The sequence below is a fragment of the Jezberella montanilacus genome, from assembly GCF_003003055.1.
In the GTDB taxonomy this organism is placed as follows: Bacteria; Pseudomonadota; Gammaproteobacteria; order Burkholderiales; family Burkholderiaceae_B; genus Zwartia; species Zwartia montanilacus.
The window spans coordinates 551,898-567,037 of sequence record NZ_PVTV01000011.1; the positions used below are offsets into that span (position 1 = coordinate 551,898).

Annotated in this window: 14 protein-coding genes; 4 read left to right on the forward strand and 10 right to left on the reverse strand. The window is 51.1% G+C overall.

What is annotated here, in order from left to right:
* Window positions 1-52 precede the first annotated feature (52 nt).
* Window positions 53-610: an elongation factor P gene (efp, locus tag BCM14_RS04175; RefSeq protein ID WP_106226710.1), complete on the forward strand. Its 558-nt coding sequence runs from the start codon at window positions 53-55 to the stop codon at window positions 608-610.
* A gap of 90 nt (window positions 611-700) precedes the next feature.
* Here the strand turns inward: efp and BCM14_RS04180 are convergent, their stop codons facing one another.
* Both BCM14_RS04180 and BCM14_RS04185 read right to left on the reverse strand, forming a co-directional pair.
* On the reverse strand, window positions 701-1,132 hold the full coding sequence (locus BCM14_RS04180) for a YeeE/YedE family protein (protein WP_106226711.1): 432 nt from the start codon (window positions 1,130-1,132) through the stop codon (window positions 701-703).
* 4 nt (window positions 1,133-1,136) lie between these two features.
* The gene (locus tag BCM14_RS04185) at window positions 1,137-1,577 is read right to left on the reverse strand and encodes a YeeE/YedE family protein (RefSeq protein ID WP_106226712.1); all 441 of its coding nucleotides are present in this window, start codon (window positions 1,575-1,577) and stop codon (window positions 1,137-1,139) included.
* Between the two features lie 107 nt (window positions 1,578-1,684).
* Here BCM14_RS04185 and BCM14_RS04190 point away from each other — a divergent pair, with 107 nt between their 5' ends.
* Together BCM14_RS04190 and BCM14_RS04195 are read left to right on the forward strand one after the other, a co-directional pair.
* Window positions 1,685-2,545: an MBL fold metallo-hydrolase gene (locus BCM14_RS04190; RefSeq protein WP_106226713.1), complete on the forward strand. Its 861-nt coding sequence runs from the start codon at window positions 1,685-1,687 to the stop codon at window positions 2,543-2,545.
* Window positions 2,546-2,550: 5 nt separating this feature from the next.
* Window positions 2,551-2,865 carry an ArsR/SmtB family transcription factor gene (locus tag BCM14_RS04195; RefSeq protein ID WP_106226714.1) on the forward strand — a complete coding sequence of 105 codons (315 nt, stop codon included), beginning with the start codon at window positions 2,551-2,553 and terminating at the stop codon, window positions 2,863-2,865.
* 5 nt (window positions 2,866-2,870) lie between these two features.
* On the opposite strand, the gene BCM14_RS04200 is transcribed toward BCM14_RS04195, so the two are convergent.
* Both BCM14_RS04200 and BCM14_RS04205 read right to left on the reverse strand, forming a co-directional pair.
* Window positions 2,871-3,893, reverse strand: coding sequence for a calcium:cation antiporter (locus BCM14_RS04200; protein WP_106226715.1), 1,023 nt, complete (start codon window positions 3,891-3,893; stop codon window positions 2,871-2,873).
* A 15-nt stretch (window positions 3,894-3,908) separates the two neighbouring features.
* Window positions 3,909-4,886: a tripartite tricarboxylate transporter substrate-binding protein gene (locus BCM14_RS04205; RefSeq protein WP_106227038.1), complete on the reverse strand. Its 978-nt coding sequence runs from the start codon at window positions 4,884-4,886 to the stop codon at window positions 3,909-3,911.
* A gap of 103 nt (window positions 4,887-4,989) precedes the next feature.
* On the opposite strand from BCM14_RS04205, the gene BCM14_RS04210 reads away from it, so the two are divergent.
* Entirely contained in the window at window positions 4,990-7,221 is a 2,232-nt protein-coding gene (locus tag BCM14_RS04210; RefSeq protein ID WP_106226716.1) for a malate synthase G, read from the forward strand.
* 22 nt (window positions 7,222-7,243) lie between these two features.
* Here the strand turns inward: BCM14_RS04210 and BCM14_RS15225 are convergent, their stop codons facing one another.
* From BCM14_RS15225 to BCM14_RS04240, 6 genes are all read right to left on the reverse strand, one after another.
* Window positions 7,244-7,495 carry a YkgJ family cysteine cluster protein gene (locus BCM14_RS15225; RefSeq protein WP_259673410.1) on the reverse strand — a complete coding sequence of 84 codons (252 nt, stop codon included), beginning with the start codon at window positions 7,493-7,495 and terminating at the stop codon, window positions 7,244-7,246.
* Window positions 7,492-8,001, reverse strand: a complete 510-nt coding sequence (locus BCM14_RS04220; RefSeq protein ID WP_106226718.1) for a DUF1178 family protein — start codon at window positions 7,999-8,001, stop codon at window positions 7,492-7,494. The genes BCM14_RS15225 and BCM14_RS04220 overlap by 4 nt, the downstream gene beginning before the upstream one ends.
* Window positions 8,002-8,070: 69 nt before the next feature.
* Window positions 8,071-11,211 carry a dipeptide ABC transporter ATP-binding protein gene (locus BCM14_RS15405; protein ID WP_375318459.1) on the reverse strand — a complete coding sequence of 1,047 codons (3,141 nt, stop codon included), beginning with the start codon at window positions 11,209-11,211 and terminating at the stop codon, window positions 8,071-8,073.
* Between the two features lie 2 nt (window positions 11,212-11,213).
* Window positions 11,214-12,191, reverse strand: coding sequence for an ABC transporter permease (locus tag BCM14_RS04230; protein WP_106226719.1), 978 nt, complete (start codon window positions 12,189-12,191; stop codon window positions 11,214-11,216).
* Window positions 12,188-14,440 carry an ABC transporter substrate-binding protein gene (locus BCM14_RS04235; protein ID WP_375318460.1) on the reverse strand — a complete coding sequence of 751 codons (2,253 nt, stop codon included), beginning with the start codon at window positions 14,438-14,440 and terminating at the stop codon, window positions 12,188-12,190. Before BCM14_RS04235 ends, BCM14_RS04230 begins: the two co-directional genes overlap by 4 nt.
* Window positions 14,416-14,973: a thermonuclease family protein gene (locus tag BCM14_RS04240; protein ID WP_259673411.1), complete on the reverse strand. Its 558-nt coding sequence runs from the start codon at window positions 14,971-14,973 to the stop codon at window positions 14,416-14,418. Before BCM14_RS04240 ends, BCM14_RS04235 begins: the two co-directional genes overlap by 25 nt.
* Window positions 14,974-15,140 lie beyond the last annotated feature (167 nt).

Below are 15,140 nucleotides of genomic sequence, written 5' to 3' on the forward strand. Positions count from 1 at the left end.
TCAACTTGGCGCGTCGAGTGCGCCAGATCTTCAGTTACCGGAGTTTTTACCAATGAAAACCGCACAAGAACTGCGCGTCGGCAACGTGGTGATGGTCGGCAAAGACCCCCTCGTCGTGCAGCGCGCAGAGTACAGCAAGTCAGGCCGTAATGCCTCGGTCGTCAAACTCAAGTTCAAAAATTTGTTGACTGGCTCGGGCAGCGAGACTGTCTCAAAAGCCGACGAAAAATATGAAATCGTCGTACTGGATAAAAAAGAAGTCAACTATTCGTACTTCGCTGATCCCATGTACGTATTTATGGATGCTGATTTCAACCAGTTTGAAATCGAAGCCGAAAGTATGGGCGATGCCTTGAACTACCTTGAAGAAGGTATGCCAGTAGAAGCCGTCTTTTACGACGGCCGTGCAATCTCGGTTGAACTGCCGACCATTGTGGTCCGCGAAATCATTTATACCGAGCCAGCTGTCCGCGGCGACACCTCAGGTAAAGTCATGAAGCCTGCCAAAATCAATACGGGTTTCGAGATGCCTGTGCCGCTCTTCTGCGAAATCGGTAACAAGATCGAAATCGATACCCGCACAGGTGAGTACCGTAGCCGAGTCATGTAATGAGGCGGTGTGTCAATTCGCACACTGATCAGTAAGGCGCGTGAATCAAAAGCCCTCGGATGTCAGTTTGGGGGCTTTTTTATGCGTGATTTAAGTCGACTTTGGGTTAAAAATCGGTTTATACAAGTGATCGTGAAAGGCCATGCCTGCGCTCATTGCGACAACAAAAATCAGTGCACTGGTATTGCCCGACCCAAGTGAGACCAGCGCAGGTCCGGGACAGAAGCCAGCCAACGCCCAGCCCGCACCAAAGATAAGACTGCCAACAACTAACGCTTTATTGAGATGCGTTTTACCGGATAGATGAAGTGGCTCGTTAAAAATAGTCGTGCGCTTTTTTTCAATAAAATTAAACCCAAAAAACGCCACGGGTATTGCACCAAGCATGACAAACATCAGACTTGGATCCCAGCGACCAAACAAATCCAAAAATCCAATCACTTTGTAAGGATTAGTCATGCCCGAAACGATCAAGCCCAGCCCAAACAATAAGCCAGCGATAAATGTGAGAAGGTTTTTCATGGCGTTACCTGAAAAGATGTAGGAAAACAAAGCAAGTCAAAAAGCCAGCCACCATAAAAGTGACCGTTGCAACCAGCGATCGCAACGAGAGGCGTCCTAGACCACAGATGCCATGACCGCTCGTACACCCTGACCCCATCCTTGTCCCGAAGCCTACCAACAACCCGGCCGCAATTAATAAGTGAGGTCTTATATCTATCTGTACTTCTGGTAAGGTCCAAAACAAGGAGTAGACAAAACTTGCGCTGAGCAAACCGAGAACAAACAGAATTCGCCAGAGGTAATGACCTTTGGGCGTGTTGTTAAATTGCATAAGTGACGCAACGATGCCGCTTATCCCTGCAATACGACCTTGAAAGGCGATCAAGATAACGGTTGCACACCCAATGACCACGCCACCAAGCAAAGACGAAAAAGGACTGAAATCCTGCCAATTAATATTCATGTTGCACCTACCCTCATCACTGAATGCCGCAAAAGCAGCAACAAGCTTCAGTATACATTATATATTTTTATAATATATAATTTATATAATTTAACAGAGCAAACTTCATGAGCGCATTTATTAAGAGCTTCTTTGATCAAGCGACTTGGACCTTTACCCACGTGGTTAGTAATCCTTCGACACAGCACTGCATCGTGATTGATCCTGTTCTCAATTACGATTCAAAAGCGGGTCGAACATCTACTGCATCGGCTGATGAACTCATTACATACATCACAAACGAAAAATTTAACCTTGACTGGATACTTGAAACGCATGCCCACGCAGATCATTTAACAGCAGCCCGCTATTTGAAAGATAAGCTTGGCGGGAAGATCGCCATTGGCGAACATATTTCAACGGTACAAGGTGTCTTTAAAAACATTTTTAATCTGGGGTTGGATTTTTGCGCTGACGGCTCTCAATTCGATTACTTGCTAAAGGATCAAGAAAGAATCAGCTTTGGAGAAAAAAGCGTCACGTGTCTATTTGTACCAGGTCATACCCCCGCTTGTATGGCCTTTGAAATTGACGACGCGATCTTCGTGGGCGATACCCTCTTTCTGCCAGATGTCGGAACAGCGAGGTGCGACTTCCCCGGAGGCGATGCCGGTCAGTTGTATCACTCAGTTCAAAAGATCCTGAGCTATCCCAGTAACACCAAGCTATACATGTGCCATGACTATCCGCCCGTCGGTCGGTCGGCCCAGTGTCAAACCACTGTCGGGCAGCAGAGAAGCAGCAATATCCATATCCATGATGGGGTTTCAGAAGATGATTTTGTATCGATGCGAACCACTAGAGATAAAACGCTGGATATGCCTGCGTTGATACTACCCTCTATCCAAATCAATATCAGAGCTGGCGATTTGCCGGCCCCTGAAGACAATGGCACGTCTTATTTGAAGATTCCTTTGAACGCGATTTAAAGAAGATGAGTGAATTTAATCTTAAAGCGATGCTTTCCTCTGCGGACAAGGCTTGTCGTCTGATGAAAGTCTTATCGAACCGCGATCGCATGATGATCTTGTGCCAAATCAGTCAAGAAGAATGTTGCGTCAGCGAGTTAGAAAGTCGCCTCGAAATATTTCAACCAACACTCTCGCAGCAATTGACTGTCTTGAGAAAAGAAAAATTGGTCCAAACGCGAAGAGAAGGTAAACAGATCTACTACTCTCTTGCCAGCAAAGAAGCGCAAGCGGTTATGGGAATTCTTTACGAACAGTTTTGCCAGACACAGTCTGAGTAACCGAGCTAAGGCACCAAACTCATAAAAAGATAAGCGGCAAAGACCACAAGATGCACAACACCTTGTAAAACCGTGGTCCGACCGATTGCTATCGTCAAACTTGCAAGCAAAAAAGTGAGCGCTAAGAATGTCATACCCAGCGCATCTAGGCCTAAGCTCAATGGCAAATGGAAAAACACTGACACGATGGCAACGGCAGGGATGGTGAGCCCGATACTCGCCAATGCAGAGCCCAGGGCCAGATTTAAACTGGTTTGCAAGCGTTTAGCCATGGCAGCTCTTACTGCTGATACCCCTTCAGGCAACAGTACAAGCGCTGCAATAACAATCCCTACAACAGATCTTGGTGCACCGGCATGACTAATGGCATGCTCAATCGCAGGGCTTAAGGCTTTAGCCAGCGCTACCACGGCAACCAAAGACACTAACAGCAAGACTGCGCTCACGGCGGTTTTAAAATTCGACGGCGGTTCTGCGTGCACGTGGGGGTCATCACGATCATCCTCATCAAGAGGTAGAAAATACCCGCGATGGCGCACTGTCTGAATAAATACATAAGTGAAATACAGCACTAGCGAAGATACACCTGCAAAAATAAGTTGCCCTTCCGTGAACGTCGGGCCAGGCGAGCTGGTCGTCACAACGGGCAACACCAGCGTCAGTGTCGCCAGGGCAATGAGAACTGCCAGACCAGAGTTAGTGCCTTCAACGCGAAAACGCAACTCATTGTGCTTTAAACCACCAAAGAAAATCGAAGCACCGATCACACCGTTCGTGACAATCATGATTGCTGCAAAGACCGAGTCGCGAGCAATTAACTCGCTACCCTCACCTGCTGCCAGCATGATGGATACGATCAAAGCCACTTCAATGATCGTCACTGCAACGGCTAAAACCAAGGTACCGAAAGGCTCGCCCGTTTTGTGAGCGATTACCTCAGCCTGATGAACAGAATTAAGAACTGCCACGATGAGCAAGACGGCCATGACCAGAATGACCCAAACACTATCAAAATCAATCATGCCCATCGTTTGTTCCTAAGCTTAAGACTTTTCGGCCATACCCAAACGCTCGATCGTTGCCTTTTCAGCAAAAAAGGTATCGCGAGCAAACTTTGTGTACTCTTCGGTCCCCATGTAAATCACAGGCTGATCGAGTTTATCGAAAGTGGCCAACACGCGGGGGTCATCAAGTGTCTTTTTAAACGCATCGTGCAGGATTTTTACTATTTCAGGATCCATACCCTTGGGGCCGCAGACGCCATACGGTGAATCTGAAACCGTGTCATAGCCCAGTTCAGTTAACGTGGGCACGGTCGGCCAGCGCTTGGTTCGCTTGCTGCCATAGGTTGCGAGCAGAATCATCTTGCCGGTGTCGACGTACTCTCCCCACAGCCCGGAATCGCTCATGGCCATCACGTGACCACCTAAAGTACCTTGCAGGTTCTGCGCGCTGCCTTTAAACGGGATATGGCTTAAGGTAATGCCTGCTCTTTGAGCGAACTCCTCGATTGCCAGATGCGGGCTCGTGCCAGTGCCCGGCGAACCGTAGGTAAATACACCAGGATTCTTTTTAGCGAACGCAACCAGATCAGCAATGCTCTTGACCGGTGAATCAGCCGATACGGCCAGTCCAAAGATATAACCAGTCAGACAGATGATCCACGTAAAATCATGCAAGGTATCGTAATTGACCTTCTGCATATGGGGGATACGAAAGACACCCTGAGGCACCTGGGCAATCGTGTAGCCATCGGGTCTGTCGTTGACCAATTCAGTTGCCCCCAGGGTTCCCCCCGCACCGGGTTTGTTCTCGATCACCACGTTCTGGCCCAGAATTTTGCTCGCGCTTTCAGCAAGCGAACGCATAATAAGATCAGTCGCACCGCCTGCTGGCCAGGGGCAAATATATTTGATCGGACGGGTGGGAAACTTAGCGGTCGCAGCACCCGCCAGCCCAGGGAGCATGGCCGTCGCCAGCACAGCCCCCGTAGATTGAATGAAATCTCTTCTATTTGTCATATTTTTGTCTCTCGAAGCACCCTGATGCGGATTCGCACGGCTCTTCATTATAAGCAGTAGAATCAAGGGCTTGTCATTCACAATCTTTGCAAGGTAATCAAGCATGACTGCACGCACCACCGTTCATGGCCTCCAGGTCGATACCGTTCTCTACCGCTTTATCGAAGATCAAGTCCTACCAGGTACCGACATACATAGCGCTGCCTTCTGGCGTGGTTTTGATGCGATTGTGCGCGATCTGGCGCCAAAAAATAAAGCGCTGCTAGCTGAACGCGACCGCATTCAGACTGAAATGGACACTTGGCACGCAGCACACCCCGGACCAATTCAAGATATGCCGGCTTATCGTGCATTTCTCGAGCGAATTGGCTACTTGGTTCCCGTACCCGGGAAAGTCCAGGCAACCACGACCAACGTCGACGCAGAACTTGCTGTGCAAGCTGGTCCGCAATTGGTTGTACCTATTTTGAACGCTCGCTACGCCCTCAATGCAGCGAACGCCCGCTGGGGTTCACTGTACGACGCGCTTTACGGTTCTGATGCGATTGCTGAGACCGATGGTGCGACTAAGTCTGGTCCCAATGGTGAAGGCTACAACCCCGTTCGCGGCGCCAAGGTAATCGGCTTCGCGCGCGACTTGTTAGATCAGGCTGCACCCCTTGCTAACGGCTCGCATCACACCGCTACACAGTATTCGGTGCAGGACGGCAAACTTGTCGTTAAGCTGCAAGACGGCAGTATCACTGGCCCAGCGGATACGAACAAATTTGCTGGCTATCAGGGCGAGGTTGCAGCACCATCCAGTATTTTGCTCTGCAACAATGGCTTGCATATTGACATTCGCATCGATGCGAGCAAAGGGATAGGCAAAGACGACTTAGCTGGTGTGAATGACGTCGTGCTTGAATCCGCCCTGTCGACCATTCTTGATCTCGAGGACTCTGTCGCGGTAGTGGACGGTGCTGACAAAGTCATGGCCTACAGCAATTGGCTTGGGATTCTTAAGGGCACGCTGACTGAGAGCGTAAGCAAAGGCGGCAAAACCTTTACCAGGGCGCTTAACGCAGATCGCGAATACACCGCAGCAGCAGGGGCCGTCGGCGCCAAGGATGGCAAGATCAAGCTTCACGGTCGCTCAATGCTGTTCTTGCGCAACGTCGGTCACTTGATGACCAATCCCGCCATCATTGACGAGCAAGGTAACGAAATCTACGAAGGCATGCTGGATGCGATTGTCACGACCACCATCGCCCTGCACGATATCAAACGCCCGGCCAATCAGACCATCTGCAACTCGCGCACTGGGTCTGTCTATATCGTCAAACCGAAAATGCACGGCCCTGCCGAAGTTGCGTTCGCTAACGAGTTGTTTGGCCGCGTTGAACAATTACTTGGTCTGCCTGCCAATACAGTCAAACTGGGCATCATGGACGAAGAGCGTCGCACCAGCGTCAACTTGAAGGCGTGTATAAATGAAGCAACGGCTCGGGTCGCGTTCATTAATACTGGCTTTCTGGATCGCACAGGCGATGAGATGCACACCGCCATGAAGGCCGGCCCCATGATTCGCAAAGGCGACATGAAGAGCAGCGAGTGGTTAGCTGCCTATGAGCGCAGCAACGTGCTGGTCGGCTTGTCGAGCGGCCTGCGTGGTCGAGCACAAATTGGTAAAGGGATGTGGGCGATGCCCGATTTGATGGCTGCGATGTTGCAACAAAAAATTGCTCATCCCAAGGCTGGTGCGAATACCGCTTGGGTACCATCGCCCACTGCTGCAACGCTGCATGCTCTGCATTACCATCAGATCAATGTTGCAGCGATTCAGCAAGAACTCGAAAAACTTGATGCCACGACAGAGATCGAAAAGCTCTTAAATGGGATCTTGCAAGTGCCTGTTGCAACTAAAGCCGCACAGGCTGCTTGGACTGCGGCCGACATCGCTCAAGAGCTCGATAACAATGCCCAGGGTATTCTTGGCTATGTCGTTCGCTGGATTGATCAGGGAGTCGGTTGTTCAAAGGTCCCAGATATCCATAACGTGGGCTTGATGGAAGATCGCGCAACCTTACGCATCTCAAGCCAGCACATTGCTAATTGGTTGTTGCACGGCATTGTGACTGAAGCACAGGTCAAAGAGACGTTCGAGCGCATGGCTAAAGTCGTTGATGACCAGAACTCGGATGATCCTCATTACACGCCGATGGCACCAAACTTTACGAGCTCGTATGCGTATCAAGCTGCGCTGGATCTCGTGCTAAAGGGGCTCGTCCAACCGAGCGGTTATACCGAACCTCTGCTACACGCGTGGCGTCTAAAGGTGAAAGCCCGGGGTTAGGCAAAGGACTTGGAGCAGTCTGTTACCGGGTGGCTTGTTCAAGGTCACCCAACCATTTGAGCGCGTACTCGCGACTGTGACCGCACATGTCAGGCGACGGTTTGAGGCCCGCACAAAAGGCGGGTCGCCTTGGATCGTTAAAGATCGCGCAGCTCATATCATCAAGCAACTGCACGCATGCCGTGCCGGCGGGTTTGCCTTTTGGCATACCGGGAATAGCGGAAGTAATGGATGGGGCGATGCAACAGGCCCCGCAACCAGTCCGACAGTTCACTGCAGTCTGTCGGCATCCAGAAACTCAGGTAACGCAACGATAGCGATACCCTCTTCGATCAGCTCACGCTGCTCGTCAGGGCTGGCAACACCCCTGATGGGACGTTCAACCGCGTCACCTTCGTGAATGGCGCGAGCCTCTTCGGCAAAACGAGTACCAACATTTTCGGTTTTTCGAACATACTCACGCATCTGTTGCATCACGGCAGCTTGCAATTGCATGATCTCATTCGAAATCGGCATAGGCGCCATCACTTGCCGAATATCTTGCCCGCCAGCATGCGTGACCTCAGCCTCGCGCCGGTTACCACCTTGCTTGGCATCTTCGTGAAAATGCCCAACATTGAGACGAGGAGCAGAGAGCTTTTTGGTGATTTGATCATTCTGGCACATGGGACACGTCACCAGGCCACGGCTCTGTTGCGTGTCGTATTCTTCGTGCGAACCAAACCAACCCTCAAAGACGTGAAGATTGCCGCACTGTAAATCGAAAACTTTTAGTCCCATGGTTCAGGTATTGGGGCGAAGGCGAAAAAGACAAGAGGGCTAGTATACCCCTCAAGAGGCCTAGTCCCATCAAGCAAAGCTCAGACGAGGGACGGCCGCGAGCAAGGTCCGGGTCAGCTCGTGCTTGGCGTGATGCAGCACTTCGTCTGCCGAGCCGACCTCTACCAGTCGACCAGCATCCATCACAGCGACTCGATCGGCCATGTATTCAACCACACCAAAGTTGTGAGTAATCAAGATGTAAGCCATCCCGGTCTCACGCTGCAAATCTTTCAAGAGATCAAGTATCTGAGCTTGTACTGAAACGTCTAGCGCTGAGGTTGGCTCGTCCAGTACCAGTACTTCCGGCTCGACAGCCAGCGCTCTTGCAATAGCGATACGTTGCCTTTGACCACCTGAAAACTCATGTGAGAAACGCATCCCGGCATCTTCGGGCAGCCCCACGCGCGCCAGTAAATAATCAACACGGAGTTGTCTCTGACTGACGGACCATTCTGGTCGCAGGGCTTCAATGCCTTCCATGAGGATTTCTGTTACCCGCATGCGCGGATCGAGTGAGGCATAGGGATCTTGGAATACGATCTGGATTTTCTGTCGCAAAGCCGCTAATTGCGAGCGATTCGCCAACGTGATCGACTGATCATGAAGCTTGACGTCTCCGCCGACATAAGCACTCGGGTCGATTAGGCGTAACAAAGCTTTAGCAACGGTCGTCTTGCCGCAACCCGAGCCACCCACCACTGCGAGGGTCTCGGCCTTGCGCAAATCGAAACTCACCTCTTGAACGACTTTTGTCCAGCCAACGGTGCGCTGTAAAAAGCCTGCACGCAAGCGATAGTGAACTTGTAAGTCTTGCACTGACAACACGATGTCTTGAACGGGCTGGCGATCAAGTTCAGATCCGCTCAGAGTCTGATTACTTGAGTTTCCGGACAAACGCGACAACGGCTTACCTCGCTTGGAATAGGTCGGGATTGCATCAAACAGCTCTCGTGCATAGGGATGTTTCGGGGAAGCGAAGAACTCGTCAGCGGGCGCCGTCTCGACAATTTCACCATGCCGCATCAACGCGACAGTATCGGCCACACCTTTAACCACCGCCAGATCATGCGTGATCAACAGCACGGCCATACCCAGCTCGCGTTGAATTTCTGCGATCAGCGCTAGCACCTGAGCCTGCACCGTCACATCGAGTGCTGTCGTCGGTTCATCGGCGACGAGCAGAGTCGGCTCTGCAGCGAGCGCAATCGCAATCATGATGCGTTGCTTCTGCCCACCTGAAAACTGAAAAGGATAATCATCGATTCGCTTCGCCGCATCGGGGATACCGACTCGATCCAGCCATTGCAAGGCTCGAGCTCTGGCCTTTTTGCCGCGTAAAGAGGTGTGGTGCTCAATTGGCTCGATAATTTGATCGCCAATCCGCATGACAGGATTCAGGCTGGTCGCAGGCTCTTGGAAGATCATGCCAATGCGTCCACCACGAACGGAGCGCATCTGCGCCTCGGATAGTTGATTCAAATCCTGACCGTCCAGCACAATCTGGCCAGCTGTGACTTTCAAGGCATCGGGCAGCAAACGCATCAGGGCAAAGGCAGTCATGCTCTTGCCGGATCCCGATTCGCCCACCAACGCAAACGTCTCCCCTCGTTTGACAGTCAGGGCGAGTGCTTTGACGGCGTAACGCAATTCATCATCAGCATCAATACCGATTTCAAGGGCCTTTAATTCAAGTAACGAGGTTGCGTCAGGGTTAGGCCAAATGCTCTTGGCGCTGCTTGTCGCAAGCGTTGCCTCACTCACGCCAGCCAACACAGGTTTGATGAACCGTCGTGGTCTGAACAAACGCGATTTGGGATCAAAGGCATCCCGCACCCCGTCTGAAAACAAATTGGCTGACAAGACTAAGGCCAACATAAACGTAAAAGCAGAAAAAAGGCTCCACCAGATCATCGGATCACGTGACATTTCGAGCCGAGACTTTTCGATCATCGAGCCAAAGGAGTTCATGGTCGGATCGACACCGATACCAAGATAAGACAACACCGCCTCGTAAAGCACCAAGCTTGAAAACTCTAAAACCACCGTAATCAAAACAATGTGCATGACATTAGGCAACAGATGTCTGAGCATGATGCGCCAGTGCGAGATGCCAAAGGCCTTAGCTGCCTGAACATATTCAAGCTCTCTGAGCTTGAGAGACTCTGCCCGCAACAATCTGCATAGGCCTGACCAGCCAGTCAAACCTAAAATCATGCAAAGGGTGAATAAGCGGATGTCAGCGCGCTGGGCAGCCGTGGGAAATGAAGTGGCGTGGGTATCGATAAATACTTGCATCATCAAGACGCACGCGGCAATCAGCAGCACACCTGGGATTGAAGTCAGGGTGCTATAGATGTACTGAATGACATCGTCAATCCAGCCTTTGAAATAACCTGAGGAAATCCCAAGCAACAAGGCCAGAGGCAGCATCGCAACGGTGGTCAGACTACCAATCACCCAAGCGGTCCTGACGCTCTTTAAAGCTTGCCAGAGCACATCGTTGCCAGTGCCATCTGTACCGAGGACATGATAGCCCGACGACAGTCCAATAATCGCTCCCAGCACTAAAGACATTAAGACCATTGTTGTCAACATGGCACGCCAAGGCAAGACGCTATCCTTTGCTTTACGCCAGAGCAAACCAGCCAAGACCCCCGCGACTATCGCACCAGCGGCAAGCCCACCCAAAGCACGTTTCCAGACGTCAGCCAACCACTGAGTCTCTGGTTCGCTAAGATGACTACCGCCAAACTTAAGGCGCGGAAACTCGCGAACCGCCTCTCCTTTGGCGTTAAACAATGACTCTTTAGTGAACTGTTGAAAAGCGAGCGGACGGGAATAGGTTTTCTCAGGTTGGACAAAAGCAGTATCTACCAGGAAACCATCCAGCAGCGAGACAAGCTTGGGTGCATAAACGATGGGGGCATCTGGGGCAGCACCCTTCAATGGCGGCAGACGAGGCTGGTAATGAAGTGAGTCAACCAGCCCGATCACGACAAAGAAACTGAGGACCACACCTGAGCACATTGCTGGTGCACTGCGCGCAACCCGCATCCAAGTCGATTTCAAAGTCCGAGATCGCGAGACACGCCATGCATAGAAGCCAACCAGCAATACCAACGCGAATAAAGCAAGGTCAGTCCACAAGAGCACAATTTTCGGCATCATGGCTAATCGAACCTTACCCGTGGATCAGCAAGCGTGTAGGACACATCAGCCAGAATCAATCCCACAACGTATAGAGCAGATCCTAAAAACACCATCGCTCGGACGATAGCAAAATCCTGCGCATTAATAGCGTCTAGCGTAAAGCTGCCGAGGCCGGGGATCCCGAAAAAGGATTCAGCAATCAGACTTCCCATAAACAATAACGGGAGAGCGGATACTGTGCCAGTCAGAATGGGCAGCATGGCATTACGCAGCACGTGACGAAACAGGATGACGTGTTCACCCAAACCTTTTGCGCGCGCCGTGCGAACGTAGTCCTTACCAATCTCTTCTAAGAAAAGGCTTCGATAGAATCGCGCCTCTGGCCCCAACCTTGCACATACTGCCACGATCACAGGCAGCGCAAGAAACTTCACCACATCCACCCCACCTGAAAACCCCGAATAAGGAACCAATCTAAGCATTTTTGAAAACAACCATTGCCCTGCAATGATGTAAAACAAGCTTGAGATGGAAAGCATCACTACACAAATCACGACCCCCCAGAAGTCAAGTCGGGTGGTTCTGAAAAAAATCAAAGTTAGTGCAAAGACAATGCTTGCGATTAAACCCAGAAAAAAAGTGGGCACAGCAAGCGCCAGACTAGGCCCCATCCGCTCGCTGATTTCTCGGTTGATATCCCGACCGCCATCAGAATCACCAAAATCAAATATCAGCAGGCTGACTGAACGTTGATAGAAGATCGTGTCTGTGTATCGCTCCGTTCCACCCTTTGAAGCGTTCACAAACAAGGGCTTGTCGTAACCGTGTTGGACTTTCCATTTCTCAATTGCATCGGCGCTGACCCGCTGGCCCCCGATTGACAAACGCGCCATATCGTCAGGCGTGTTGACTGCAAAAAACAAAATGAACGAGATTAAATTGACCCCGAGCAGGATCAAGACACCGTAAAGCAAACGTCTCACCACATACGCAATCATGGCGAAGCCTCACCGAATGCGGTCTGCTTGTCCTGCTGCCGCAGCGCGCGCCAAGCAGACCAAATCATCAGCAAAATAAAAAATATTATTATGCCAACAGGCCACCAACGAGGCGGGTTCCATTCGTCAATTTTTTGTTGCCGAACGTCCGTATTAAGTTTGATGTATTGCAGGGTGTTTCTGACCATTTGCGTGGGCTTTGCATTACCAACCCACAGTTGAAAGGCGCCCGCCGATTTGGGGAAGGCACCAAACATCCACGGCGCGTCTTGCCTGAGGATGTCGGTCATCTTCCAAATGACGGCTTCTTTTGCAGCGCCGTCGGGGAGATCGCGCATTTTCTCAAACAACACATCGTACTCAGGATTACTGTAATTACTGGCGTTTTCGCCGCCTTGTTCAGCCTTGACGTTGGGACCGTAAAAAAGAAACAAAAAGTTCTCGGCATCGGGATAGTCGGCATCCCAACCCCACATATACATTTGAGCCACGCCGCGTGCCATCTTGTCCTGAAAGCGGTTGTAATCCGTCACGCGGATATCGAGCTGGATCCCGAGCAAGGCAAACTGCCTTCTCATCCAGTCAAGTTGTGGGTTGGCTCCACCGCTGGACGCAGAATCAAAATGCAGCACGAGCGGTTCGCCAGTTTTGGCGTCCCGACCATCTGGGTAGCCCGCCTCTATCAGCAATTTTTTTGCCCCTTCAACGGATTTTCTGCTGGGTTTACCATCCACTAAGTCGTATACCAGCGGGTTATAGCCCGCGGGGAGGGCTTGATATCCCAAAATGCCGGGCGGAATCGGGCCATGCGCCACTTGAGCCTGATTATCCTTAAAGATCGTGACGTATTCTTCCCAATTAAAAACGATACTCAAGGCCTGACGAAGCTTTCGATTACGCACTTGTTGCTCAGGGCTATCGCCACGTCCAACAACAGGATCTCGCCAGTTAAAACCAAAATACTGGATTTGTGCTTCAACGGTCGTTGGCAATTTAATGCCATGCTCGGCGTACAGGCTGGCTTTATCGACAGAATCACTCGCAGCCACCAGCATGGCCACCCCGTAATCACCCCGGTCTACTTGAGGGATGTCGTAATAGCCCTGCATAAACTTGCCTTGCAAGGGTATCGCCTCTTTCTCCATGTTGAAAACAATCTGGTCAATAAATGGAGTCAGTTTCCCGCAATCCTCTAGCAAGCCACTGGGGGCATCGCTCGGTTCACCTTCGCAAGGATAAGGTTCGCCACGAAAATTAGGATTCCGGCTCAAGACATGTCGTCGATTCTGAGTGGACTCGGATAAAAAATAAGGACCAGTACCCACTGGCCAGTTGTTAAGCGATAAATTGTGCTTGGCCATCCCTGGCTGACTGTAGAAGCGCTCGGCCTCCCAGGGGACGGGCGCCGCGAACGTCATTGCCAGCCAATATTTGAACTGTGGATACACGCCTTTCACGCGAATGCGCAAGGTGTAAGGATCAACGGCCTCAATCCCTGCAAACCCGATTGATCGTAGATCTAACCACGGGAGATCACTCGCTCCAGGCGTAACGTCTTTGCGCAACTCGGTATCGATTTCGCGAAGTCTTTTGCCATACTCCCTGAAGCCAACGATATGCTCTGCTAGGGTTGAAAAAATAGGGGATGCAATCCTCGGGCTGGCGAGCCTGCGCAGCCCATACAAATAGTCGTTTGCCGTTAGCTCACGAGTACCAGTCTGCTCAAAATCAGTGACCGAAAATTTGTCTTTTAAACCCGCTTGGCTAATCGGGTAATAAACAAATTTTGCCTCAGCATCTCTTGCAAATGCCGGGTGCGGTTGAAACAGAATTCCCTGACGGATCTTGATATCGTAAACACTCTCGGCAACCTCAGCCAATGCAGCATCATCCTTGAGCACTCGTCCCTGCTTATCCAAAAAAACGGGTTGCGCGACGGACTCAGCCACTCTGGGGATCAACTCGTAAGGACGTTTTAAATAATGGTATGCATAAAGCGGTTCGTAAATATTGTAGGTGTAGGGGGTTTCATCTGAGGAATAAGACCGTGCCGGATCCAGCGTCTTGGGCGAGCGCTGCGAAAAGGCTGTATAAAGCGTGTTGCGTTGCTCCGCAGCTTGGGCATAAGGACTGTTAATCGGCGAAGCCGCTGCCCTGCCTTTTGGCTCACCAACCTCAGGACGACATCCCACCAACAGGATGCACAGCAGCACGAGTCTGACTATCAACACTGTTGATGCTTCCAGCAACGATAGCGCCAGACCCAGGGCGGGATGGCATTGGGCTCTGTCCAAAGACCTTTTTTATCGGTCTGGGCTTGTTTTTGCAACGCCGGAAGTGCCTTGTCGCGCAAATACTTACCCCCGGCTTGCTGATTGGCCCACGCGTAGCCGCTTTGGACCAGCATACGATTAGCGGTCGTGGCATCAACTGGAACGTCACACACTTCACGGCCGTACTGGTCATGCTCAAAACAAGTCAAGGTCAATACCTTGCCGGCAACGAGGCTGGATAAATACTTGCCCGCTGCCTCACCGAACGGCTGGCCTGGCTTGTCGCTACCGTGGGATGTCTCAGGGGCATCAATGCTCGCCAGGCGAATTCGGTGTTGTTGCCGATTAACAAGAACCGTGAGGGTATCGCCATCGGCCACCTTCACGACTTTTCCGGACAAGCTATAAGTCGATGCGGTCGCGACGCCACAGGTCAAGAGGGCGATCGTTGCCACACAAAAGATCGCAAGTAGTCGTTTGGGGATGCTGGCTAGCCTGTCATCGCTCATGCTGATCATCTCACTTATATCAGAGACCCAACTTTAACAAATAACCGCAGTCCTGCCGCCGGGCTCGAATTATTTTGGATTGGCGGGCAAGTTGAAGGTTCCCGCTACGATTGTGAAACGTGCTACCTTGGATAGTTACTGGGTGTACTTAACACACAAATTTACCC